We start from the raw sequence: 22048 nt of genomic DNA on the forward strand, positions 1-22048 counted from the left end.
TTCCATTTCCCACGCCAGAACTCGCGCGGCCACCGCGCGGCGGCGAACGGAGCGCGTCCATGAGCAGTCTGCGCGATGCGATGAGCCACGCAGCGCTGGGCTGGGTCAAGCCCGAGCTGGACGAGACCCTGCGCCAGGTGCGCAACGAGGTCGAGTACTACGCCGAAGACCCGAGCGATGCCAGCCGCATGCGCATCTGCGCCGGCTACCTGCACCAGGTGCAGGGCACCCTGCGCATGGTCGAGCTGTATGCACCGGCGATGGTGGCCGAGGAACTGGAACAACTGGCCAATGCCATCGGGGCCGACGGCGTGGCCGACCGTGATGAAGCCTGCGCGACCCTGATGCGTGGCAGCGTGCTGCTGCCCGACTACCTGGAGCGCCTGCAGAACGGCCACCGCGACATCCCGATCGTGCTGATGCCGCTGCTCAACGAGATCCGTGCCGCGCGTGGCGAAGAAGGCGTGCATGACAGCGTGCTGCTGGCATTCGCACCGGACAGCGTCACCGCCACCGAGGCCGAGCTGGACCATGCCCGCGGCAGCCTGAGCGGGCGCAACCGCGAGTTGCTGGACACGGTCGGCAGTGCGGTGAAGGAAGAACTGCTGCGCATCAAGGATGCGCTGGACCTGCACCTGCGCACCGGCGGTGCTCCGGAACAGCTGCAGACCCAGGCCAACGAGCTCGGGGCGGTGGCCGATACGCTGGGCATGATGGGCCTGGGCGTGGCCCGCAGCGTGGTCGTGCAGCAGCGTGACGCACTGCGTGGGGTGGTGGAAGGGCGCCAGCAGATCGATGAGAACCTGCTGCTGGATATCGCCGGGGCACTGCTCTACGTGGACGCCTCGCTGGACGACCAGGTCGCCCATCTGGGCGCTGGCGGCAGTGGCGAGGACGATCCGAGCGCGGTTGAGAACCGCCGCACGGTGGAGGTGCTGGCGCATGAAGCCATCGCCAACTTCGCCGCCGCCCGCGAGCATTTCGTCGCGTTCATCGAAACCAGCTGGAACCATGCCGAGCTGCAGGATGTGCCGCGCCTGCTGGGTGATGTATCCGGTGCGCTGCGCATGCTCGATCTGGGCACCGCCGCAGACTACCTGCGTGGCGTACAGCAGTACATCGAGGCCGAGCTGATCGGTCGCCAGCGCGTGCCCAGTGGCCGCCAGCTGGACACCCTGGCCGATGCCATGGCCAGCCTGGAGTACTACCTGGAAGCCCTGCGCGACCGCCGTCCGGGCCGCGAGGACATCCTCGACATCACCCGCAGCAGCCTTGAAGCGCTGCGCTATTGGCCGTTGCCGGACCGCAACGCGGTGGAACCGGTTGCCGCCGCGCCGGTTCCGTTCGCATCGCTGCTGGTGGACCGGGAGCCGATCGCGCTGCAGGCCGAGCCTTTGCAGCCGGAGCGCATCGAGATTCCGGTTCAGCCAGCCGCGCCCGCCGCCGGCACTGTGCCGGTGCCCTTGCCGGACTTCACCTTTGATCCACCACCGGCCACGCCTGCACCGGAGGTGCTGGACAACCGCCTGATGTTCGGTGCGCTGGGGAACCTTGCATCCACACCGCTGTCGCTGCATGACGACCGCGAGGCGGCGCTGGTCTTCGCCGCCTCCAGCGCGCCTGCGCCCGAGGTGCCGCAGTGGGATCTCGCGCCGTTCCATCCGGACGCCGATCCGGCCGCGAGTGCCGAAGACGAACGCAGCCCGACCTTCGCCAGTTTCGATCCGGTCAGCTTCGAACGCGCCGAAACCGGAATGGAATCGGTGCCGCAATGGACGCTGTCGGAGGCGACACCACCGGTATCGGCTGATGTGGCAGTGGCGGATGTCGAGCACGACGTCGACGCGTCGGTACCCTTTGACACCACTGGCTTTGCAGCGCCGGTGTTCGACCCGGTGGCTGCCGAGCACGATGTGGTTGCTGCCCGTGACGACGTGGTGTTCCGTTTCGACGCCGATGCGCTGGATAACGCCGACGACGTGCTGTCGCTGCACGCCATGGAGACGCTGTCGCTGGACGACGACGCCGGACTGCATCCGTCGCTGGAGACCGTCGATGACGCCACGCCCCAGCCGTTGGACGAAAGCCCCGTGGGTGCCGAAGTCGACGCCGTTGCGGCGGATGTGCCGGAGCACGCGGCCGCGCCGATGGCCGAGGTGCTGACGCCGGCCTCCGATGCACCGGCACCGGCGGTGTCGGTGATTGATATCGACACCATCGCACCGATCGATTTCAGCGAAGCCGACGCACAGTTCTTTGCCGAGCTGAGCGCCGCGGCGGCCGACTTCAATCCGCAGGCCATGGCGGCTCCGCCCGCTGCGGACATCCCGGTCGTGGCTGGGACCGAGGCCGGCTTCGAGGCCGGCTTCGACGACGATGCCGAGAACATCGACGAGGACATCCGCGAGGTGTTCCTGGAAGAGTTCGACGACGAACTGGCCAACCTTGGCACGCTGCTGCCGGCATGGCGCACGCAGCTGGACAACATGGACCGGCTGCGGCCGATCCGCCGCATCTTCCACACCCTCAAGGGCAGTGGCCGACTGGTCGGCGCGCGCACCCTGGGGGAGTTCGCCTGGAAGATCGAGGGCATGCTCAACCGCGTGCTCGATGGCAGCCGGCCAGCCACGCCGGCCGTGCTGGCAATGGTCGACAATGCGCACGCCGCACTGCCGCAGTTGAATGCCGCGCTGCGCCATGGCCAGCGCATCAGCGTGGACCTGCAGGCAATGCAGGCCATCGCCGATCGGGTCGGCGCCGGCGAGGAGACCTTCTACGTGCCGTTGCCGGCTGCGGCCGCAGCGGCAGCGACACTGGCCGAGTCCGAAGGCGAAGACGAAATCAGCCGCCTGCTGGACGCCGAGGCCGCTGCGTCGGCGCAGGCCGATGCCTCGGCGGTGGCCGAAGACGCCGGGACCCCGGCCAACATCGACAGCGTGCTGCGCGAGATCCTCGAGGCCGAGGTCGAAGTCCACCAGGCGACCCTGCAGGAGTGGCTGCGCTCGGCACAGCAGGCACCGCAGCCGGTCAGCGACGCACTGCTGCGTGCGGTTCACACCATGAACGGCGCCTTCGCGATGACCGAAGTGCCGGAAATCACCGCCGTTACCGGCGGCGCCGAGTCCTACATCAAGCGGGCTCTGGCCGCCGATGTGGTACCTGGCGACGAGGGTGTCGCCGCGCTGGACGCAGCTGCGCAGGCGATCACCGCGACCATGGAGGCGCTGCAGGCCGAACACCCGCGCATTGCGCCGCAGGATGCGCTGGTGCAGCGGCTGCAGGCATTGGCTGGCGAGCTGCCGGAAGCGCGCTGGCCGCTGTTCGCGTCGGAAGACGAGGATGAAGAGGGCACCGAACCGGCGCCAGATGTCGAGCAGGCATCCGAAGCCGAAGCGCCGCTGGCCGGCCTGGACGCGCTGGGCGAAACCAGCATGCCCGTTGCTTCCGATGCGGCTCCTGATCTCATTGCCGACCCGCTTGCCGAAGATGCGCTGGAACCGGTTCCATCTGCGCCCGACCTCAGGACGCCGGACGTCGCCGCCGACAGTGGTCTGGAAGTCGGCGAGTTGACCGCCAGCGACGATCTTTCGCGTTACTTCGATGCCGGCTGGCCGTCGGTGCAGGGAGAAGATGAACCCGCAGTGGCGTACACCGGCGCGATTGAATCGATCCAGCCGGTGGAGAGTGCGCCTGTTGTCGAAGGGGCCGACGCAGCTGCCGCGCCCACGATCGAGACCGTCGACGACGCTGATCTGACCATGGCCGACGATCTGTCGCCGTACCTCGACGCCAGTGCGCTGCCGGTCGACGACCGCGACGCGGAAGAGCTGCCGGTGTCTGCGGAAGTTGACGCGATCGACCTGAATACGTCCTTGTCCTTTGATTCGGGCAGCGGCGATGACAGCGTCATTGACGACGCTGCTGCATTGCCACTCGACAGCGAGCTGTCGAGCCTGCAGGATGAAATGGCTGTGCCGGGTTTCGCAGAACCGGTCACGCTGGCAGCCGCGCTCGAGGCCGGCCTGCACGTGATCGAGCAAGAGCGGACCCTGGACGACGACGGGCAATGGCCCGTGATCGGCCTCCAGGCCAGCGAACTCGCGCCGGGCGAGGCAGATGCCTTTGCCGAGGATGCGGACGTCGGCGGGGAGGCGGCGGTCGGTGAAGGAGAGAGCGCCGATCAGCCGTCCCCGGCGACGGTGATTGAGGCGTTCAGCGCAGAGGCACGCGTTGGCAGTGGTGCTCCGGTGCGGTTCTTCGAAATGGAAGAGGCGCCGGGCCAGGGCACGATCAACACCGGTGACGGCACGGAGATCGCAGCGGCCGACATCGAGCCCCCTGCGCCGGATGTTGAGCAGGCGCCTGTTGCGGCGGATGCCGAAGACGGTGCCGATGCCGATGCGCTTGACTTCAGCGTGTACGACCGCGAGCTGGTCGACATCTTTGTCGAGGAAGGCAGGGACCTGCTCGACCACTGTGATGGCCTGATCAGCGAGCTGCGTGATGCACCGCAGGATCGCGAGGTGCTGGCCGGCCTGCAGCGTGACCTGCACACCCTCAAGGGGGGCGCACGCATGGCCGGTATCAATGCCATCGGCGACCTCGGCCACAGCATCGAATCGCTGCTGGAAGCGGTGGCCGCTGGCCGTACCGAAATCGAGCGCCGCGACGTGCAGCTGCTGGAACGCGGCTTTGACCGCCTGCACCAGCTGCTCACCCGTACCGGCACCCACCGCGTGGTGGAGCCGGCGCTGGATCTGGTGGAGGCCTTCGAGGTTCGCACCACCACCGATATTGCTGCAGCCGCCACGGCCGCGCGTGCAGCCAGCGAGGCCGAGACCGTGCCGGCGCAGGCTGCGGCCACGCTGACGCCGATTGTCGACGCGCCGCTGTCGGCACCGCTGCCGGCCGAGGGTACGGTCGATGAAGACCCCCTGGCACGTCCGCAGCAGGAACAGGTGCGCGTGCGCGCCGACCTGCTCGACCGCCTGGTCAACCATGCCGGTGAAGTGGCGATCTACCGCTCGCGGCTGGAACAGCAGCTCGGCGCCTTCCGCGGCGCGATGGGCGAACTGGAGCGCACCAATGCGCGACTGCGCGACCAGCTGCGCCGCCTCGACCTGGAGACCGAGGCGCAGATCGTCGCCCGCTACCAGCGCGAGCAGGACCAGGCCGACCAGAAGTTCGATCCGCTGGAACTGGATCGCTTCTCCACCCTGCAGCAGCTCAGCCGTGCGCTGAACGAGTCCGCCGCCGACCTTGGCGGCCTGCAGGGCGTGCTGGACGATCTGTCGCGCCAGTACGATTCGCTGCTGCAGCAGCAGTCGCGCGTCAGCTCCGAGCTGCAGGATGGCCTGATGCGCGCGCGCATGGTGCCGTTCGATGGCCTGGTGCCGCGCCTGCGCCGCGTGGTCCGCCAGGCCGGCATGGATACCGGCAAGCAGGTCCACCTGACTCTGGAAGGCACCCACGGCGAACTGGACCGCAACGTCCTCGACCGCATGGTCGCGCCGCTGGAACACATGCTGCGCAACTCGGTGGCCCATGGCCTGGAAGCGCCGGAACAGCGCCGCGCCGCCGGCAAGCCGGAGGAGGGCGAGATCGCCATCCGCCTGCACCGCGAAGGCTCGGAAATCGTCCTGGAAGTGGCCGATGACGGCGCTGGCCTGGACCGCGAAGCGATCCGCCGCCGCGCAATCGACCGCGGCCTGCTGGCCGCCGATGCGCAGCCGAACGAGCAGGAACTGGACAACCTCATCTTCGCGTCAGGCTTCACCACCGCCGACCAGGTCAGCCAGCTGGCCGGCCGTGGCGTGGGCATGGACGTGGTGCGCAACGAAGTGCGCCAGCTGGGTGGCTCGGTCGATATCCAGTCAGTGCGTGGGCAGGGCGTGCGCTTCACCCTGCGCCTGCCGCAGACGCTGGCGGTCACCCAGGCGGTGTTCGTGCAGATCGGCGAAACCACCTTCGCAGTGCCGGTGGCCTCGGTCAGTGGTATCGGCCGCCTGTCGCGCGAGCGCTTCGAGGCTGCCGACAGCAGCTACCGCTACAGCGGCGAAGACTATCCGCTGTACGACCTTGGCAGCTTGGTCGGCCAGGCCCCGGCGCGTGCCGACGGCCAGGAGCAGGTGCCACTGCTGCTGGTCCGTGCCGGTGATCTGCGCGCCGCCGTCGCGATCGACCAGGTGCTGGGCAACCGCGAAATCGTGGTCAAGCCGGTCGGCCTGCAGATCGCGTCGGTGCCGGGGATCTACGGCGCCACCATCACCGGCGACGGTCGCGTGGTGGTGATCCTGGACGTGGCGCCGCTGGTGCGCCGTTTCCTGGCCAACCCGACGCTGCCGGTACTGGCCAATGCGCCGCGCCAGGAGCGCCAGGTGCCGCTGGTGATGGTGGTCGACGACTCGCTGACCATGCGCAAGGTCACCGGCCGCATCCTCGAACGCCACAACTTCGAGGTCAGCGTTGCGCGCGACGGCGTGGAAGCACTGGAGCGACTGGAAGAGCGGGTACCGGACCTGATGCTGCTGGACATCGAGATGCCGCGCATGGATGGCTACGAGCTGGCTACCGCGATGCGTGCCGACCCGCGCTACAGGGACGTGCCGATCGTGATGATCACTTCGCGCAGCGGTGACAAGCACCGCCAGCGCGCCTTCGAGATCGGTGTCCAGCGTTATCTGGGCAAGCCGTACCAGGAACTGGACCTGATGCGTAACGTGTACGACCTGTTGGGGATCGCCCGTGTCCGTGAGTGAAACCCAGGCGGCTCCGGCCGTTGCCCTGCTGGCCCGTCCCGGCGCGGCGCGCGAGCGCCTGCGCGAGGCACTGTCGCATGCGGATGTGCAGCTGGTGCTGGAAGACGACCCGAACAGCCTTGAGCCGCAGCTGCTGCACGACGCCCGACCTCAGGTCGTGGTGATTGCGCTGGAGACGGCCATTGAGGACGCATTGGAGCGCCTGGAAACGGTGTTGTCCGCACCGGGCCTGACCCTGGTCTTCGACGAGGCCGAACTGGCCGCACGTCGTGATGGCTGGGAGGCCCAGCGCTGGGGCCGTCATCTGGCCGCGAAGCTGCATGGCCATCAGCAGGTGTTGCCGCCGGGGGCCGAAGAAGAACCCAGCCTGCAACTGGCGCCGGGCCATCCGGCACCGCCACCGGCACCGCAGGAAGAAGCGCTGCAGGCGCACCTGGACCAGGCATCGAGCTGGGCCGACGAGGTCCCCGCTGACAGCCTGTACTCGCCGCCTGCGCAGCTGCACGAACCGATTGCGCTGGAACAGGCGCTGGCGGCGCTGCAGCCGGTCGTGCCTGAGCCGCTGGAGGCCCCCGAACCGCCATCGCTGGCGGAGATCGCGCCCGCAGCACCGCCCATTCCGCCGATCTCCTTCGACCACACCGCATGGTCGCTGGTCGATGACGTGGCCGACGTTCCGGCAGCCGCTTCGCAACACGCCGCGCCGGAGGCACCGCTGCCTTCCTTCGATACCGGCCATCTGAGCCTGGTCGATCTGGATGCTGGTGCGCCCGTGGGCGCACGCGCCGGATCGTTGCTGGTGCTGGCCGGCATCGGCGGCCCGGATGCACTGCGTCGCCTGCTGGGCGCGCTGCCTGCGTCGCTGAGCGTCCCGGTACTGGTGCATATGCGCTTGGACGGTGGCCGCTACGGAAACCTGGTCAAGCAGATGGCGCGCGTGTCGCCGCTGCCGGTGCAGCTGGCCGAAGTCGGCCAGCGTGCAACACCCGGTGAAGTGCACGTGCTGGCCGATGACATCGGCGTGCAGGCAGCCAGCGACGGCCTGCATTTCGTCAGCGACGCGCAAGGGATCTCGATTGCCGCGCTGCCGGCTGAGCACACCGCGCTGGTCCTGCTCAGCGGCGCCGACCTTGCGCTTGTGGGGCCGGCACTGGATCTGGCCGCCGCCGGTGCGTGGGTGGCCGGGCAGGTCGGCGAGGGCTGCTATGACCCTGCCGCGGCCACGGCGGTGGTCGCCGCTGGCATGGTGGCCGGTGAACCACAGGAACTGGCGCAGGCCATCGCCTCGCGCTGGGGCGTGGAAGACGATAACGGAGACGCACCATGAGCTATGCCAGCAATGACGAAATCCGAGGCGTCCTGATCCAGGCCGGCAACGAACGCGTGCTGCTGCCCAATGCCACCGTGGCCGAAATGATGTCGCGGGTGCCGGTGCAGCCGGTTTCCGATGCCCCGCGCTGGCTGGTCGGCGAAATCGGTTGGCACGGCTGGCAGGTGCCGCTGGTGTCGTTCGCGCGCCTTTCCGGCCTGGGCGAGGAAGCCGTGGGCGGCCACAACAAGGTGGTGGTGCTGAAGGCCCTCAGCGGCAACGCGCAGCGCCCGTACTACGCGCTGCTGACGCAGAATTTCCCGCAGCTGATCTCGGTGCCGCGCGATGGCCTGCTGGCCGATGCTTCCGAGGAAACCCTGCCGCAGATCGTGCACATGCGCGTGCTGCTGGGTGAGCAGAGCGCGCTGCTGCCGAACCTGGACGCACTGGAAGCCGCCCTGGATTCGCTGGCGGCTTGATCGGCAATCCGCCGGTCGGGTTCCCGGTAGTGCCGGCCGCTGGCCGGCAACCTCATGATCCCTTGGATGCCGGCCAGCGGCCGGCACTACCACCAATCAACCTTATCCCAGATCGCCCAGCCGCGCCTGCAATGCGGCAATCGCGGCCAGCCCGGCGGTCTCGGTACGCAGGATGCGTGGCCCCAGCTGCAGGCCCTGGAAGCCTGCCGCTGCCAACTGATCCCGGTCGCGCGGCGACCAGCCCCCTTCCGGACCGATCGCGATCACGATGCCGCCCGCCGGCGCCGCGTCCAGCGTCGACAGGCGATGGGCACCCAGCGGGTCCAGGGTCAGCCGCAGCGTATCGGCCGGCAGTGCCGCCGCGGCCTGTGCCAGCGACAGCGGCGGGCCCACCTGCGGAATGCGCGCGCGCCCGGACTGGCCGCAGGCCGAGGTCACCACGTTGTTCCAGTGCGACACGCGCTTCTCCGCCCGAGCCGCATCCAGCTTCACCTCGGTACGCTCGGCATTCACCGGAATGATCGCCGCCACGCCCAGCTCGGTGGCCTTCTGCAGGATCAGGTCCATCTTTTCGCCTCGGGCAATGCCCTGCAGCAGGGTGATCGCCAGCGGCGATTCGTTGTCCACCGCCTGCACCGCATCGATGCGCACCTGCACCTCGCGCTTGCCGGCGGCAGTCAGCGTGGCGCTGTAGTCGTGGCCATCGCCGTTGAACAGCACGCAGGTATCACCCTCGCGCAGGCGCATCACCCGCACCAGATGGTTGGCCGTCTCTTCCGGCAGGGTCACGGTCTGGCCGCTGTGCAGCGCCAGGTGGATGGGGCAGCGGGTCACGCGCATGCAATCGCCTCGTCAATCGCCGCCAGCGTGGTATGTGCCAGCAGCTCCAGTTGTTCGTCGTCCACGCAGTAGGGTGGCATCCAGTACAGCACGTCGCCCAGCGGACGCAGCACCACGCCACGTTTCAGCGCGGCCTTGTAGGCATGCAGGCCCAGCCGCATGGCCGGGTCGAAGGGCGTGCGCTTGTTGCCGTCGCGCGACAGCTCGAAGGCAACTACCATGCCGGCCTGGCGCACGTCGGCCACGTGCGGATGGTCGCTGAACGGTGCGGCCAGCGTGCCCATCACCGAGGCGATGCCACGGTTGCGGGCGATCACATCGTCGTCGCGGAAGATGTCCAGCGTGGCCAATGCCGCCGCGCAGGCCAGCGGGTTGCCGGTATAGCTGTGCGAATGCAGGAAGGCGCGCTCGCGTGAGTCGTCGAGGAAGGCGTCGTACAGCGCCTGCGTGGCCAGCACGGTGGCCAGCGGCAGGAAGCCGCCGGTCAGGCCCTTGGACAGGCACATCAGGTCCGGCATCACCCCGGCCTGCTCGCAGGCGAACAGGGTGCCGGTGCGGCCGAAGCCGGTGGCGATCTCGTCGGCGATCATGAACGCGCCATGGGCGTCGCATAGTTCGCGCACGCGCTGCAGGTAGACCGGGTCATGCATGCGCATGCCGCCGGCGCACTGCAGGCGCGGTTCCAGGATCACCGCACAGATCTCGCCCGGGTGCTGGTCGAACAGCGTGGCAAGGCCATCGGCGGCCTGCCGTGCACGCTCAGCCGGGCTCTGACCGGGCTCAGCCAGGAAAGCATCGGGCGAGGGCGCGAACAGCGCTTCGGCCAGCAGCGGCGCATAGACGCGGCGATACAGCGGAATGTCTCCCAGCGCCAGCGCGCCGAGGGTCTCGCCGTGGTAGCCGTTCTCCAATGCGATGAAACGCGTGCGCTGCGGTTCCCCTCGGTTCTGGAAATACTGGAAGGCCATCTTCAGCGCCACTTCCACGCCGGCGGACCCGTTGTCGGCGTAGAACACCTTGGCCAGTGGTTCGCGGCCAGGCTGGCGTGGGGCCAGTGCGAGCAGGCGTTCGGCCAGGCTGATGGCTGGCTCATGGCCGAAGCCGGCAAGCATCACCTGTTCCAGTTGCCTGGCCTGGGCGGCAATGGCACCACCGATGCGCGGTTCGGCATGGCCGAACAGGTTGGTCCACCAACTGCTGACGGCGTCCAGGTAGCGATTGCCGTCGTGGTCGATCAACCATGCGCCTTCACCACGGGCGATCGGCACCAGCGGCAGGGTATGCGGGTGCTCGCGCATCTGCGTGCACGGGTGCCAGAGCACCTGCAGATCGCGTTGCCGCCAGTGCTGGGCCAGCGGGGAGGGGGTTGGGTCTGCTAGCATTTCGGGCTCATGAACATGTTGCTGCCTGCACATTCTATCGGCACCGGCGCAGGCGCCGGCCGCCGCGGAGATTCCACATGAACGATGACCGTGCCGGGCGTCGCTTGCCGATCATCCATCGGATCACCGATGAGGAGAACGGCCCCTTCCAGCGGCAGCATCTGGACCTGGAGTTCTCCAACGGCGAACGCCGCCGGTTCGAACGTCTGGTCAGCCGAGGTCATGGCGCAGTGGTGGTGGTGCCGATGCTCGACGACGAGACCGTACTGCTGGTACGTGAATACGCTGCCGGCATGCACCGCTATGAACTGGGGTTGGTCAAGGGGCGGATCGATGCCGGCGAGACCCCCGAGCAGGCCGCCGACCGCGAGCTGAAGGAAGAGGCCGGTTTCGGCGCGCGCCGGGTCGATGTGCTGCGCGCGATGACCCTGGCCCCGACCTACATGAGCCACCAGTCGTGGCTGGTGGTGGCACGCGACCTGTACCCGGAAAAGCTGGCCGGCGACGAGCCGGAAGAACTGGAAGTCATCCCGTGGAAGCTGGCCGAGCTGGACCAGCTGATGCTGCGCGAGGACTTTTCCGAGGGGCGCTCGCTGGCGGCACTGTTCATCGCCCGCCAGTGGCTGCAGGGACTGCGATGATCAAGCTGACCACGGACCTGCGCGAGACCGCCATCGCCATCGCCCAGGACGCCGGACGGGCCATCATGCAGGTCTATGCCGATGGCTTCGATGTACAGATCAAGGACGACAGCAGCCCTGTCACCAGTGCCGACCTGGCGGCCAACCAGGTCATTGAACAGGGCCTGCAGCAGCTGACCCCGGACCTGCCAATCCTGTCCGAAGAATCGGCACAGGTGGCCTGGGAGCAGCGCCGCCACTGGGGCGCGTACTGGCTGGTCGATCCGCTCGACGGCACCCGTGAATTCGTCAAGCGCAACGGCGAGTTCAGTGTCAACATCGCGCTGATCTACCAGGGCGCACCGGCCTTCGGCGTGGTGCTGGCCCCGGTGACCGGCATCGTCTGGCATGCCATGCGCGGCGAGCTGGCCTATCGCCGGCAGGGTCTGCACGACACCGTGCTGCGCACCCGCACGCCGGCCACCGTACCGCTGCGGGTTGCTGCCAGCCGCTCGCACCGCTCACCGGAAACCGAGGCTCTGCTTGCAAGGATGGGCCGCATCGAGACCATCGCGCAGGGCTCGTCGCTGAAGTTCTGCCGGATCGCCGAAGGTGGCCTGGATGTCTATCCGCGGCTGGGCCCGACCTCCGAATGGGATACCGCCGCCGGCCAGTGCGTGCTGCACGCCGCCGGCGGCGCGGTGCTGTCGGCCGCGACCGGCAAGCCGTTCCGTTACAACCGCCGCGAAACCCTGTTGAACGGCGATTTCATTGCCCTTGGTGACACCAGCCTGCCATGGCGCGACTGGTTGTCCGATTGACCCTGGAGGCCGCATGAGCGCGCACGACACTCCCACCACCGGCAGCGCCGCCACCCATGAGCTGGAGCGCCTGCTGGCGATCATGGCGCGCCTGCGCGACCCGCAGGGCGGCTGCCCTTGGGACCTGGAGCAGAACTTCGCAACCATCGCGCCATACACCATCGAGGAAGCCTACGAAGTGGCCGATGCGATCGATCGCGGCGATCTCGATGATCTTTGCGATGAACTGGGCGATCTGCTGCTGCAGGTGGTGTTCCATGCGCGCATGGCCGAAGAGCAGGGCAGCTTCGCCTTCGCAGACGTGGCCCGCGCGATCAGCGACAAGATGCAGCGCCGCCACCCGCACGTGTTCGCCGAGGTGAGCGTCGACGATGCCCACGGCGTGACGCGCAACTGGGAAGCGATCAAGCGTGCCGAGCGTGCGGCCAAGGGCGAGCAGGACACCTCCGCACTGGCCGGCATCTCGCGCGGCTTGCCGGAGTGGCAACGTGCGGTGAAGCTGCAGTCGCGCGCGGCCAAGGTCGGTTTCGACTGGCCAGGTCCGCTGCCGGTGCTGGACAAGGCGGCCGAGGAACTGCAGGAGCTGCGCGAGGAGTTCGAGCGCGGGGATATCGCCGGCAACAAGGCGCGCCTGCAGGAAGAGCTGGGTGACCTGCTGTTCGTCTGCGCCAACCTGGCCCGCCATGCCGACATCGACCTGGGTGCGGCGCTGCGCGGGGCCAACCACAAGTTCGAACGTCGCTTCCGTGCGATGGAAGCGCAGGCCGACGCGCAGGGGGAAGCGCTGGCCGCGATGGACCTGGAGGCGCAGGAAGCGCTGTGGCAGCAAGCCAAGGCAGCGGAGAAAGCGTGAAGACACTCGGCCTGTTCCTGCTGACCGCGCTGGCCGAGATCGTCGGCTGCTATCTGCCGTGGCTGTGGCTGCGCAAGGGCGGCAGCATCTGGCTGCTGCTGCCGGCGGCCGCCAGCCTGGCGCTGTTCGCCTGGCTGCTGACCCTGCACCCGACCGCCAGTGGGCGGGTCTATGCCGCCTACGGTGGGGTCTACATCGGCACGGCGCTGTTCTGGTTGTGGCTGGTCGACGGCATCCGTCCCAGCCGGTGGGACCTGTTCGGTGCCGCCCTGTGCCTGGCCGGCATGGCAGTGATCATGTTCGGTCCGCGCACCTCATCGGTGTAGGGCCGAGCCATGCTCGGCCGCTCTTCCTTCCCACTGCGCCGGCGCGCGCAAGCCGAGCATGGCTCGATGCTGCAAAGGCAGCGATGGTGCATGATGGTGGCGGCCCTGGTTCCCGGAGCACGCGCATGTCCCGCTTCGCCAGCTTCCGCGAGTTCTATCCGTTCTATCTCGGCGAGCACCGCCACCCGGTTTCGCGGCGGCTGCACTTCATCGGCAGCTGCGGCGTGCTGGTGCTGGTCATGGCAGCGGGCCTGCGCGGGCAGCCGATGCTGTTGCTCGCTGCGCTGGCCTGCGGCTATGGATTCGCCTGGGTCGGCCATTTCTTCTTCGAGAAGAACCGTCCGGCCACCTTCCAGCATCCGCTGTACTCGTTCATGGGCGACTGGGTGATGTTCGCCGACATCCTGCGCGGGCGCGTGCCCTGGTAGTTCCGCTGTGAATGTGGCCTTCACGCGCTATGCTGGGGCCTGGACGTCACAGATAAGGAAAGCGAGATGTTCCCGACCATGTTCTTTACCGTGGTACTGGCCTTCGTGGCCGTGGTCATCCTCTTCAAGGCGGTACGGATGGTGCCCCAGGGCTTCGAATGGACCGTCGAGCGCTTCGGGCGCTACACGCACACCATGACGCCGGGCCTGCATTTCCTGATCCCGATCGTGTACGGGGTGGGGCGCAAGGTGAACATGATGGAGCAGGTGCTGGATGTGCCCAGCCAGGAAGTGATCACCAAGGACAACGCCGCCGTGCGCGTGGACGGCGTGGTGTTCTTCCAGGTCCTGGACGCTGCCAAGGCCGCTTATGAGGTCGCGAATCTGGAAGTGGCAATGATCGCCCTGGTGCAGACCAACATCCGTACCGTGATCGGCTCGATGGACCTGGATGAATCGCTCAGCCAGCGCGAGGTGATCAATGCCCAGCTGCTGAGCGTGGTCGACCATGCCACCAATCCCTGGGGCGTGAAGGTCAACCGCATCGAGATCCGCGACATCCAGCCGCCGCGCGACCTGCTGGATGCGATGGCGCGGCAGATGAAGGCCGAGCGCGAGAAGCGCGCGCAGATCCTCGAGGCAGAGGGTTCGCGCCAGTCGGAGATCCTGCGCGCCGATGGCGAAAAGCAGGCTACCGTGCTGGAGGCTGAGGGCCGTCGCGAAGCCGGGTTCCGCGATGCGGAGGCCCGCGAGCGCTTGGCCGAGGCCGAAGCCAAGGCGACCCAGATGGTGTCGGCGGCGATTGCCGAAGGTGACGTGCAGGCGATCAACTACTTCGTCGCCCAGAAGTACGTCGAGGCGTTCAAGGAACTGGCCAGCTCGCCGAACCAGAAGCTGGTGCTGATGCCGATGGAGGCCAGCGGCGTGATCGGTTCGATCGCTGGCGTGGCCGAACTGGCCAAGCAGGCACTGGGCGACCAGACCACCAAGGCCGCAGGCAAGCGGCCACCGCCGATCGGAGGCTGACATGCGCTGGGAAGTCGTCGGTTGGGGCGCGTTGGCGCTGCTGCTGTTCGCGGCAGAGGCGTTGGCACCCGGGGCGTTCATGCTGTGGATCGGCATTGGCGCAGCGGCCGTGTTCGTCCTGGTTGCGGTGTTCAGCGGCATTCCGTTGCTGTGGCAGGTCGTTGCCTTCGTCGTGCTGAGCGTGGTCTCGATCCAGTGCTACCGGCGCTGGGGCAGGAAAAGGGCGCGGCCCAGCGATGCGCCGTTGCTCAACCGCCGTGCCGAGCAGCTGGTCGGTCGGGTGGTGCCCTTGCAGCAGGGCATCGTCAGCGGGCAGGGCCGGGTCAGCATCGATGACGCGTCCTGGCCGGTGAGCGGCCCGGAGCTGCCGGCGGGTACGTGGGTACGGGTGCTGGCGGTACAGGGCAGCACGCTGCAGGTTGAGGCTGCGGGCCGCTCCTTGTAGAGCCGGGCCTCTTCGTGCGGGCGTCGCGTGGGCTCGGCTCCGGCGCTGCGCTGCGGCGCGACCTGTGGGTGACCGATCTGGGATAATGGGGGTTCTTGTTTCCTCTGCTGCCGGACCCGGTCATGACCCAGAAGACGCTGCTCAACGATACCCACCGCGCCCTTGGCGCCAAGATGGTCGATTTCGGGGGTTGGGACATGCCCATCCACTACGGCTCGCAGCTCGACGAGCACCACCTGGTGCGCCGTGAGTCCGGTGTGTTCGACGTCAGCCACATGACCGTGGTCGATCTGCGCGGTGAGCAGGTCAAGCCGTTCCTGCGCCGCCTGCTGGCCAACTCGATCGACAAGCTGAAGGTCACCGGCAAGGCACTGTACTCGTGCATGCTGAATCCCCGTGGCGGCGTCATCGACGACCTGATCGTCTACTACCTGGGCGACGACTTCTTCCGCATGGTGGTCAATGCCTCGACCCGCGAAAAGGATCTGGCCTGGCTGCGTGAGCAGGCCGCACCGTTCGGCGTGTCCGTCGAGCAGCGTCCGGACCTGGCCATCCTGGCCGTGCAGGGGCCGCAGGCGCGCGACATCGTCATCAGCCTGGCCCGCGAAGCCGACCGCGCCGCGCTGACCAAGCTGGGCCGCTTCGCCGCCCTGCAGGTGCAGTCCGACGATGGCGTCGAGCTGTTTGTCGCCCGCACCGGCTACACCGGCGAAGACGGCTTCGAAATCCTGCTGCCGCAGGATGCCGTGGTCGCGTTCTGGAACCGCCTGCTGGCGGCAGGCGTGAAGCCGGCAGGCCTCGGCGCGCGCGACACGCTGCGCCTGGAAGCCGGCATGAACCTGTACGGCCAGGACATGGACGAAGAGATCAGCCCATATGAGGCAGCATTGGCCTGGACCGTGTCGCTGGACGAAGGCCGCGACTTCATCGGCCGCGGCGCGCTGGAAGCGCAGAAGGCTGCCGGCACCGCGCGCCAGATGATCGGCCTGGTGATGGACGAAAAGGGCGTGCTGCGCCACGGCCAGGCAGTGACGACGGCCAGCGGCGAGGGCGAGATCCTGTCCGGCACCTTCTCGCCGACGCTGGCCAAGGGCATCGCCTTCGCCCGCGTGCCGGCCGGTGAACTCGGCCAGGTCACCGTCGACATCCGCGGCCGGCAGGTGCCGGTACGCGTGGTCAAGTTCCCGTTCGTGCGCGAAGGCCAGGCCCAGCCCGGCGTGCTCGCCGACGCCTGATCCGAACGTGCCGGTCGTCACTGACAGCAGTGACGGCCGGTTGGTTACACTAGCCCCGTTTTTTCCACCCCCTGCATATCTCTGGAGCAGTCCCATGAGCGAGATCCCCGGCGACCTCAAGTTCCTCAAGTCCCATGAGTGGGCCCGTGTCGAAGGCAATGGCCGCGTCACCGTCGGTATTTCCGACCACGCCCAGGGCCTGCTGGGTGACCTGGTCTACGTCGAACTGCCCGAAGTCGGCGCCGAGGCCAAGGCCGGCGAACAGATCGCCGTTGTCGAGTCGGTGAAGGCCGCCTCGGACGTCTACAGCCCGATCAGCGGCAAGGTCGTCGAGGTCAACTCGGCCCTGTCCGACAAGCCGGAAACCATCAACGAAGATGCCTACGGCGAAGGCTGGATGTTCGTGGTCGAACTGGCCAACGCCGAAGAGGTCAACGATCTGCTGGATCCGGACGCGTACGCCGAAGTCCTGGAGAGCGACGACCACTGAGTCGCGCTTGCGGATTCTGAAACGGCCACCTTCGGGTGGCCGTTTTCGTTTTGGCGAGTGCGTCGGACTCATGACGGCCGGTTCGCTTGGCACCCTCGGCGTGGCATCAGCGGACTGACAATCGGTGCCGATCGGCGTGCGCAGTTTTGCGCAAATCCGCGTTTCCGCCCCGCGCCGACGTACTCGGATGTGAAAACTTTTTGCCCCCCGTTGCGGCGCCGTTGTGCTGGCGTTGGTGCCAGCGGCAGCCGGTGCTGGCGATGTGTGCACGCAGTGGCCACCGACGTGCATGCATCTGCGCAGAGTGCTTATTTCAAGTACTTTTTGTTCAACGCTTGCATGGTTGTTGCTGCAGGCAGCATGCGTGCGTGGCGCTTCGGCGGTCGTCGAGCGCGGAGCGTGGCGACCGTGCAGGCACCACCATGGATGGCGCGGATGTGAAAATTTTTCGCGGGGGTTGTTGACAGTAAAAAAAACCGTGATTAGGTTTCGCCTCAGCAGACCTTGCCTGCCCAACCGAGTGCGCAGAATCAATCGTCCGATGCGAAGCAGCCCCTTCAAGACCACCGCGACCCTGATGACGGTGGACATGGCCCCGCTTCCCCCGGAGAAATGCAAGGCAACTCCCGTTCCGATGCCCGCTCCGCCGATCGAGGCTGGCATTGCCGCATCCGTAACGGCGCGCCTGACGCGCCGGCGGTCCCCGCACGCAGCATCCGCGGGTTTGATCCACCTGGGCGTTTCAACTCCCTATCACTGACGAGGAGCCATCCCATGGCAACCAAGAAAGCTGCGAAGAAAAAGCCCGCCGCCAAGAAAGCGGTGAAGAAGGTCGCGAAGAAGGCCGCTGCCAAGAAGGCAGTGAAGAAGGTCGCGAAGAAGGCGACTGCCAAGAAGGCGGTGAAGAAGGCTGCGAAGAAGGTCGCCAAGAAGGCCACTGCGAAGAAGGCAGTGAAGAAGGCGGCGAAGAAGGTCGCCAAGAAGTCCACTGCCAAGAAGGCCACCAAGAAGGTAGCCAAGAAGGCCACCAAGAAGACTGCCAAGAAGGCAACGGCCCGCAAGCCGGCCAAGAAGGTCGCGAAGAAGGCAACTGCCAAGAAGGCCGTCAAGAAGACCGCCAAGAAGGCAGTGAAGAAGACCGCGAAGAAGGCCACCAAGAAGGCTGCCCCGAAGAAGGCAGCGAAGAAGGTTGCCAAGCGCAAGCCGGCCGCCCGCAAGAAGAAGGCCGCTCCGGTCGCTCTGCCGGCAACCCCGGCACCGCTGATCTAAGTACTTCCCGATAGCCGCATCCTGAAACCCCTTCCCTGGCTGCCCAGCGGGGAGGGGGTTTTTTTATGGGGCCATTGCCAGCACCGAGCCATGGCCGACTGCCTTTCTGACGTTTGACGCGCTGCATCTGTGGAGCAGGGGCCTGTCTTCCGAGCTGGCCGGGCATGGCCAGGTCCTACAAAACAACAAAAAGGGCGGCCCCCAGGCCGCCCTTGATGCTCACGGTCGAGCCCGCCGGATCAGCGCGGGGAAGCCACCGCGCGGTTGCTCGAGGCGCCCTTGCCCTTGCGCTTGTCCTGCTGCTGCGCAGGGCTGCTGCCCTCGGCCATCAGGTTGTCGCTGCCGAAGTCGGTGTCCACGTCCAGCCAGCGCTGCGCCGGCAGGCCGAGCGCGGAGTCGAGCACGGTCGGCAGCAGGCCGCTGGGCAGGCTGCTTTCGCCGTTCCACATGATGGCGATGCCCAGATCGCGTTCCGGCACCAGCGCGACCAGGCCGCGGTAACCCTGTACGGCACCGGCATGGAACACCACGTCGTGGCCGGCGTAGTCGAAGGTGCGCCAGCCCAGGGCATAGCCCGCCGAATGCAGGCGCTCACGGCGCCAGCCTGAACGCATCTCGCCGGGGGTGCTGATCAGGCTCGAATGCAGCGTGGCCAGCAGCGGTGCCGGCAGCACGTCGGGGCGGTGGCCGGTGTGGGCGAGCAGCCACTGCGCCATGTCGCTGGCACTGGCATTGACGCCGGCCGCCGGGGCGACCCGGTAGTAGGTCGGCTTCGGCGTCAGCGAGACCCAGCCGTTGCGGCTGCGCACGTGCGGACGCGCCCAGCGCGAGCTGGCCTGGATGCCGGCCAGGCCGAGACTGGCATCGTTCATGCCCAGCGGCTTGAAGATACGGCGCTCGACCGACTGCTCGTAGAAGCTGCCGGAGGCCGCGTAGACGACATCGCCGATCAGGCTGAAGGCCACGTTCTGGTAGGCATAGCACTCGCCCGGCAGGCACTTCAGGCTGGTGTTGGCCAGTTTCTGGGTCAACGCGTAGTACTCGGCGTTGCCTTCGATGTCGCGGTCGTAGGCGTTGTACGGCAGGCCGACGCGATGGCTGAGCACGTCGGCCACGGTCAGGCGATCAGTGGCTTCCGGCGAGTTCAGGCGGAAACCCGGCACGTAGTCGGTGACCTTGCTGTCCCAGCGCAGCGTGCCGTCGTTGACCAGCAGGCCGGCCATGGTGCCGGCGAAGGCCTTGGACAGCGAGGCCAGGCGGAACACGGTGTGCGCATCAACTGGCAGCGGATTGTTGACGTCGGTGACGCCATAGCCGCGCGCGCTGAGGATACGGCCGCCCTGCACGATCGCCACCGCCATGCCCGGCACGCGTTCGCCATAGGTGAGCTGCTGCGCCATCGATTCGATGTTGGCGACGTTGAAGCCGGGCGCCGGGGCCTGCACGCGGGGCACCAGGCCGGTGCGGTAGGCCGCCGGCTGGGTGTGGGCGACGGTGGGACCCGCAGCAGTTTCGATGTTGGTCGGCATCGGCGGCAACGCCGGCGGGGTCTGCGCGGTGGTGGACAAGGCAACGGGCATCAACATGCCCAGCAAACCGGTGGCCGCCGATCGGATCGGACGACGCAGGCTGTTCTTTTTCATCGGTTGGACCCGTGCGCGACTGCTGATGGCGATTCTAGCGCCGCTTTTCCCCTGTGCACAAACAAAGCGAAGATGAATGCGCATCTCGTTGAAAAAGTTGGCATTTTGGCGCTCTGGAAGTGTGTCCGAACGTGTCGTTCCTGCCTCTCATGCCACTACGCTGCGGCCATCGGTGCGCGCGTCACGCTGGCGATGTTGCAGTGCATTGGCTAACGTACGCGCTTCACCGCCCCGGAGCCTGCCATGCCGCTGTCCAACCGCCGTCTTCTGGCGAGGGACGCCGCGTGAGCGCGGTGAAGGGCAAGGGGCCGCTGCGTGGGCTGACGGCGGCACTACGTGAGTCGCCGGCGCTGTGGTGGTCGTTCCTGTACTTCTTCTGCCTGCTCAGCGGCTACTACGTGCTGCGCCCGGTGCGTGAGGCGATGGCTGCCTCGGCGGACCTGGAAACGGTGTTCCCGCCAGTGCTGATCGCCTGGTTCGCCAGCCACGGCATTGCGTTGAAGGACTTTGTCCTGCAGTTCCTGTTTTCCTGCGTGTTCGTGATCATGCTGGTGCTGCAGCCGGTGTACGGCTGGCTGGTCAGCCGGTTCCCGCGGCGGGTGTTCCTGCCGGCGGTGTATGGGTTCTTCATCGTCACCCTGCTGGGCTTCTACGTACTGTTCGATAGCGGTGTGCCGGGCCGCGGCATGGCGTTCTTTTTCTGGATCACTGTCTTCAACCTGTTCGCGGTGGCGGTGTTCTGGAGCTTCATGGCCGATGTGTTTTCCAACGCGCAGGCACGTGCTTTCTACGGTTACATCGGCGCGGCTGGCACCGTCGGTGCCTTCCTCGGTCCGATCATCACCAGTGCGCTGGTGCAGCGCGTGGGTATCGCCAACCTGATGCTGGTCTCTGCGGGATTCCTGGCCGTCTGCCTGTTGTGCATCTGGCGGCTGCGGCACTGGGCGGTGCTGCGCGAACGCGAGCAGCAACTGGTGTCCGGCGAGAAGCCGATGGGCGGCAGCGTGCTGGATGGCTTGAAACTGATCGTGCGTGAACCTCTGCTGCGCTGGCTGGCGATCATGGTGGTGTTCGGTGTGGGCGTGGGCACCCTGCTGTACAACCAGCAGGCCAGCATCGTGCGTGAGGCATTCAACGATGCAGGCGCTGCTACGGCCTTCTTCTCGCGTATCGACCTGGCGGTGAACGCACTGGCGCTGCTGATGCAGCTCGCCCTGACCCGCTGGCTGCTGTCCCGGCATGGCATTGCGCCGGCGCTGCTGATTCCTGGTTTCGCGATCCTGATCGGCTTCTCGGTGCTGGCGGCCTCGCCGATGCCGCTGATGGTCGCGGTGGTGCAGGTGATGACCCGCGCCAGTGAATTCGCGCTGGCCAAGCCGGCGCGCGAAACCATCTACACCCGCGTGGACCGCCAGTGGCGCTATAAGGCCGGCGCAGCGATCGACACGGTGGTCTACCGGGGCGCGGACCTGAGCTTTGCGTGGCTGCACAAGGGGCTGTCCCTGTTCGGCTCGCACGTGGTGTTCATGGGTGGCGTGGTGGTGGCCGGCTTCATGACCCTGGCCGCGTTCGGCGTGCTGCGCGAAGAAAAGAAACTGCCGCGCGACCGCTGACGCGGCCCAGTCTTCCCGAGGAGAGAAACGATGTCGCTGATCGCGCTGCTGCTGACCGTGCTGGTCGCGGTGCTGCACCTGTACTTCCTGGTGCTGGAGATGTTCCTGTGGACCCGCCCGCTGGGCCTGAAGACCTTCCGCAACACGCCGGAGAAGGCAGAGATCACGCGCGTGCTGGCGGCCAACCAGGGCCTGTACAACGGCTTCCTGGCGGCGGGCATCGTAGTGGGGCTGGTGATCGATCAGCCAGTGCTGGTGACGTTCTCGCTGGCCTGCGTGGTGGTGGCCGGGTGCTATGGCGCCTACAGCGTGAGCCGCCGCATTTTCATGATCCAGGCGGTGCCTGCGATCCTGGCGTTGGTGTTTCGCGCGGTAGCGTAGTTTCCAGCCAGCGGCGCAGCCCCTCGTGGGGTGGTCGCGTAGAGCTTGTCATGGGGGTGGCCGGGCGGGTTGGGTTCGCGGGGGACGCCGCAAGTACGTCCGTGTAGGCTTGGCCGCGGCATCCATGCCG

Annotated in this window: 18 protein-coding genes; 15 read left to right on the plus strand and 3 right to left on the minus strand. The window is 67.3% G+C overall.

Going from position 1 to position 22048, the window contains the following annotated elements:
• Positions 1–59 precede the first annotated feature (59 nt).
• From VG543_RS14030 to VG543_RS14040, 3 genes are read left to right on the plus strand one after another with little or no spacing between them, the layout of a single operon-like run.
• The gene (locus VG543_RS14030; RefSeq protein ID WP_423179057.1) at positions 60–6758 is read left to right on the plus strand and encodes an Hpt domain-containing protein; all 6699 of its coding nucleotides are present in this window, start codon (positions 60–62) and stop codon (positions 6756–6758) included.
• Positions 6745–8085, plus strand: a complete 1341-nt coding sequence (locus VG543_RS14035) for a chemotaxis protein CheB (protein WP_021203309.1) — start codon at positions 6745–6747, stop codon at positions 8083–8085. Before VG543_RS14030 ends, VG543_RS14035 begins: the two co-directional genes overlap by 14 nt.
• Complete coding sequence (locus VG543_RS14040) at positions 8082–8546, plus strand: chemotaxis protein CheW (RefSeq protein WP_005410712.1); 465 nt, start codon at positions 8082–8084, stop codon at positions 8544–8546. Before VG543_RS14035 ends, VG543_RS14040 begins: the two co-directional genes overlap by 4 nt.
• Positions 8547–8648: 102 nt before the next feature.
• On the opposite strand, the gene VG543_RS14045 is transcribed toward VG543_RS14040, so the two are convergent.
• Together VG543_RS14045 and bioA are read right to left on the minus strand one after the other, a co-directional pair.
• Positions 8649–9386: a 16S rRNA (uracil(1498)-N(3))-methyltransferase gene (locus VG543_RS14045; protein WP_171953496.1), complete on the minus strand. Its 738-nt coding sequence runs from the start codon at positions 9384–9386 to the stop codon at positions 8649–8651.
• The gene (bioA, locus tag VG543_RS14050; RefSeq protein WP_019660091.1) at positions 9377–10768 is read right to left on the minus strand and encodes an adenosylmethionine--8-amino-7-oxononanoate transaminase; all 1392 of its coding nucleotides are present in this window, start codon (positions 10766–10768) and stop codon (positions 9377–9379) included. Before bioA ends, VG543_RS14045 begins: the two co-directional genes overlap by 10 nt.
• 77 nt (positions 10769–10845) lie before the next feature.
• Here bioA and nudE point away from each other — a divergent pair, with 77 nt between their 5' ends.
• The 10 genes from nudE to VG543_RS14100 all read left to right on the plus strand — a co-directional run bounded on the left by nudE (position 10846) and on the right by VG543_RS14100 (position 18281).
• A complete protein-coding gene (nudE, locus tag VG543_RS14055) occupies positions 10846–11409 on the plus strand; it encodes an ADP compounds hydrolase NudE (RefSeq protein ID WP_019660090.1) in 564 nt (187 codons plus the stop codon).
• Positions 11406–12209, plus strand: coding sequence for a 3'(2'),5'-bisphosphate nucleotidase CysQ (cysQ, locus tag VG543_RS14060; RefSeq protein WP_019660089.1), 804 nt, complete (start codon positions 11406–11408; stop codon positions 12207–12209). Before nudE ends, cysQ begins: the two co-directional genes overlap by 4 nt.
• Before the next feature lie 13 nt (positions 12210–12222).
• Positions 12223–13062, plus strand: a complete 840-nt coding sequence (mazG, locus tag VG543_RS14065) for a nucleoside triphosphate pyrophosphohydrolase (protein ID WP_111102081.1) — start codon at positions 12223–12225, stop codon at positions 13060–13062.
• Positions 13059–13388 (plus strand): YnfA family protein, encoded by a 330-nt coding sequence (locus VG543_RS14070; RefSeq protein ID WP_010482716.1) that lies wholly within the window; start codon positions 13059–13061, stop codon positions 13386–13388. Before mazG ends, VG543_RS14070 begins: the two co-directional genes overlap by 4 nt.
• A gap of 125 nt (positions 13389–13513) precedes the next feature.
• On the plus strand, positions 13514–13816 hold the full coding sequence (locus tag VG543_RS14075; RefSeq protein WP_134732454.1) for a DUF962 domain-containing protein: 303 nt from the start codon (positions 13514–13516) through the stop codon (positions 13814–13816).
• A gap of 66 nt (positions 13817–13882) precedes the next feature.
• Positions 13883–14842 (plus strand): SPFH domain-containing protein, encoded by a 960-nt coding sequence (locus VG543_RS14080; protein WP_423179056.1) that lies wholly within the window; start codon positions 13883–13885, stop codon positions 14840–14842.
• A gap of 1 nt (position 14843) precedes the next feature.
• Positions 14844–15287: an NfeD family protein gene (locus tag VG543_RS14085; RefSeq protein ID WP_019660085.1), complete on the plus strand. Its 444-nt coding sequence runs from the start codon at positions 14844–14846 to the stop codon at positions 15285–15287.
• Positions 15288–15409: 122 nt separating this feature from the next.
• Positions 15410–16522, plus strand: a complete 1113-nt coding sequence (gene gcvT, locus VG543_RS14090; protein ID WP_164145266.1) for a glycine cleavage system aminomethyltransferase GcvT — start codon at positions 15410–15412, stop codon at positions 16520–16522.
• A gap of 94 nt (positions 16523–16616) precedes the next feature.
• A complete protein-coding gene (gene gcvH, locus VG543_RS14095) occupies positions 16617–17012 on the plus strand; it encodes a glycine cleavage system protein GcvH (protein WP_019660083.1) in 396 nt (131 codons plus the stop codon).
• Between the two features lie 774 nt (positions 17013–17786).
• The gene (locus VG543_RS14100) at positions 17787–18281 is read left to right on the plus strand and encodes a hypothetical protein (protein ID WP_019660082.1); all 495 of its coding nucleotides are present in this window, start codon (positions 17787–17789) and stop codon (positions 18279–18281) included.
• 239 nt (positions 18282–18520) lie between these two features.
• On the opposite strand, the gene VG543_RS14105 is transcribed toward VG543_RS14100, so the two are convergent.
• The gene (locus VG543_RS14105; RefSeq protein WP_019660081.1) at positions 18521–19924 is read right to left on the minus strand and encodes a serine hydrolase domain-containing protein; all 1404 of its coding nucleotides are present in this window, start codon (positions 19922–19924) and stop codon (positions 18521–18523) included.
• A 284-nt stretch (positions 19925–20208) separates the two neighbouring features.
• Between VG543_RS14105 and VG543_RS14110 the strand changes: the two genes are divergently transcribed.
• Together VG543_RS14110 and VG543_RS14115 are read left to right on the plus strand one after the other, a co-directional pair.
• Positions 20209–21537, plus strand: a complete 1329-nt coding sequence (locus VG543_RS14110; RefSeq protein ID WP_332329192.1) for an NTP/NDP exchange transporter — start codon at positions 20209–20211, stop codon at positions 21535–21537.
• 30 nt (positions 21538–21567) lie between these two features.
• Positions 21568–21918, plus strand: a complete 351-nt coding sequence (locus tag VG543_RS14115) for a DUF1304 domain-containing protein (protein ID WP_312544018.1) — start codon at positions 21568–21570, stop codon at positions 21916–21918.
• Positions 21919–22048 lie beyond the last annotated feature (130 nt).

The sequence above is a fragment of the Stenotrophomonas sp. CASM101 genome, assembly GCF_049384845.1.
Lineage (GTDB): Bacteria > Pseudomonadota > Gammaproteobacteria > Xanthomonadales > Xanthomonadaceae > Stenotrophomonas > Stenotrophomonas hibiscicola.

What these genes read in the sequence shown, in the direction of transcription:
- VG543_RS14075 (WP_134732454.1), top strand. Translation starts at nt 13,514, where the DNA reads ATGTCCCGCTTCGCCAGCTTCCGCGAGTTCTATCCGTTCTATCTCGGC.
- VG543_RS14100 (WP_019660082.1), top strand. Translation starts at nt 17,787, where the DNA reads ATGGCAACCAAGAAAGCTGCGAAGAAAAAGCCCGCCGCCAAGAAAGCG.
- mazG (WP_111102081.1), top strand. Translation starts at nt 12,223, where the DNA reads ATGAGCGCGCACGACACTCCCACCACCGGCAGCGCCGCCACCCATGAG.
- VG543_RS14040 (WP_005410712.1), top strand. Translation starts at nt 8,082, where the DNA reads ATGAGCTATGCCAGCAATGACGAAATCCGAGGCGTCCTGATCCAGGCC.
- cysQ (WP_019660089.1), top strand. Translation starts at nt 11,406, where the DNA reads ATGATCAAGCTGACCACGGACCTGCGCGAGACCGCCATCGCCATCGCC.
- VG543_RS14115 (WP_312544018.1), top strand. Translation starts at nt 21,568, where the DNA reads ATGTCGCTGATCGCGCTGCTGCTGACCGTGCTGGTCGCGGTGCTGCAC.
- VG543_RS14030 (WP_423179057.1), top strand. Translation starts at nt 60, where the DNA reads ATGAGCAGTCTGCGCGATGCGATGAGCCACGCAGCGCTGGGCTGGGTC.
- gcvT (WP_164145266.1), top strand. Translation starts at nt 15,410, where the DNA reads ATGACCCAGAAGACGCTGCTCAACGATACCCACCGCGCCCTTGGCGCC.
- bioA (WP_019660091.1), bottom strand. Translation starts at nt 10,768, where the DNA reads ATGCTAGCAGACCCAACCCCCTCCCCGCTGGCCCAGCACTGGCGGCAA.
- VG543_RS14085 (WP_019660085.1), top strand. Translation starts at nt 14,844, where the DNA reads ATGCGCTGGGAAGTCGTCGGTTGGGGCGCGTTGGCGCTGCTGCTGTTC.
- VG543_RS14080 (WP_423179056.1), top strand. Translation starts at nt 13,883, where the DNA reads ATGTTCCCGACCATGTTCTTTACCGTGGTACTGGCCTTCGTGGCCGTG.
- VG543_RS14105 (WP_019660081.1), bottom strand. Translation starts at nt 19,924, where the DNA reads ATGAAAAAGAACAGCCTGCGTCGTCCGATCCGATCGGCGGCCACCGGT.
- gcvH (WP_019660083.1), top strand. Translation starts at nt 16,617, where the DNA reads ATGAGCGAGATCCCCGGCGACCTCAAGTTCCTCAAGTCCCATGAGTGG.
- nudE (WP_019660090.1), top strand. Translation starts at nt 10,846, where the DNA reads ATGAACGATGACCGTGCCGGGCGTCGCTTGCCGATCATCCATCGGATC.
- VG543_RS14045 (WP_171953496.1), bottom strand. Translation starts at nt 9,386, where the DNA reads ATGCGCGTGACCCGCTGCCCCATCCACCTGGCGCTGCACAGCGGCCAG.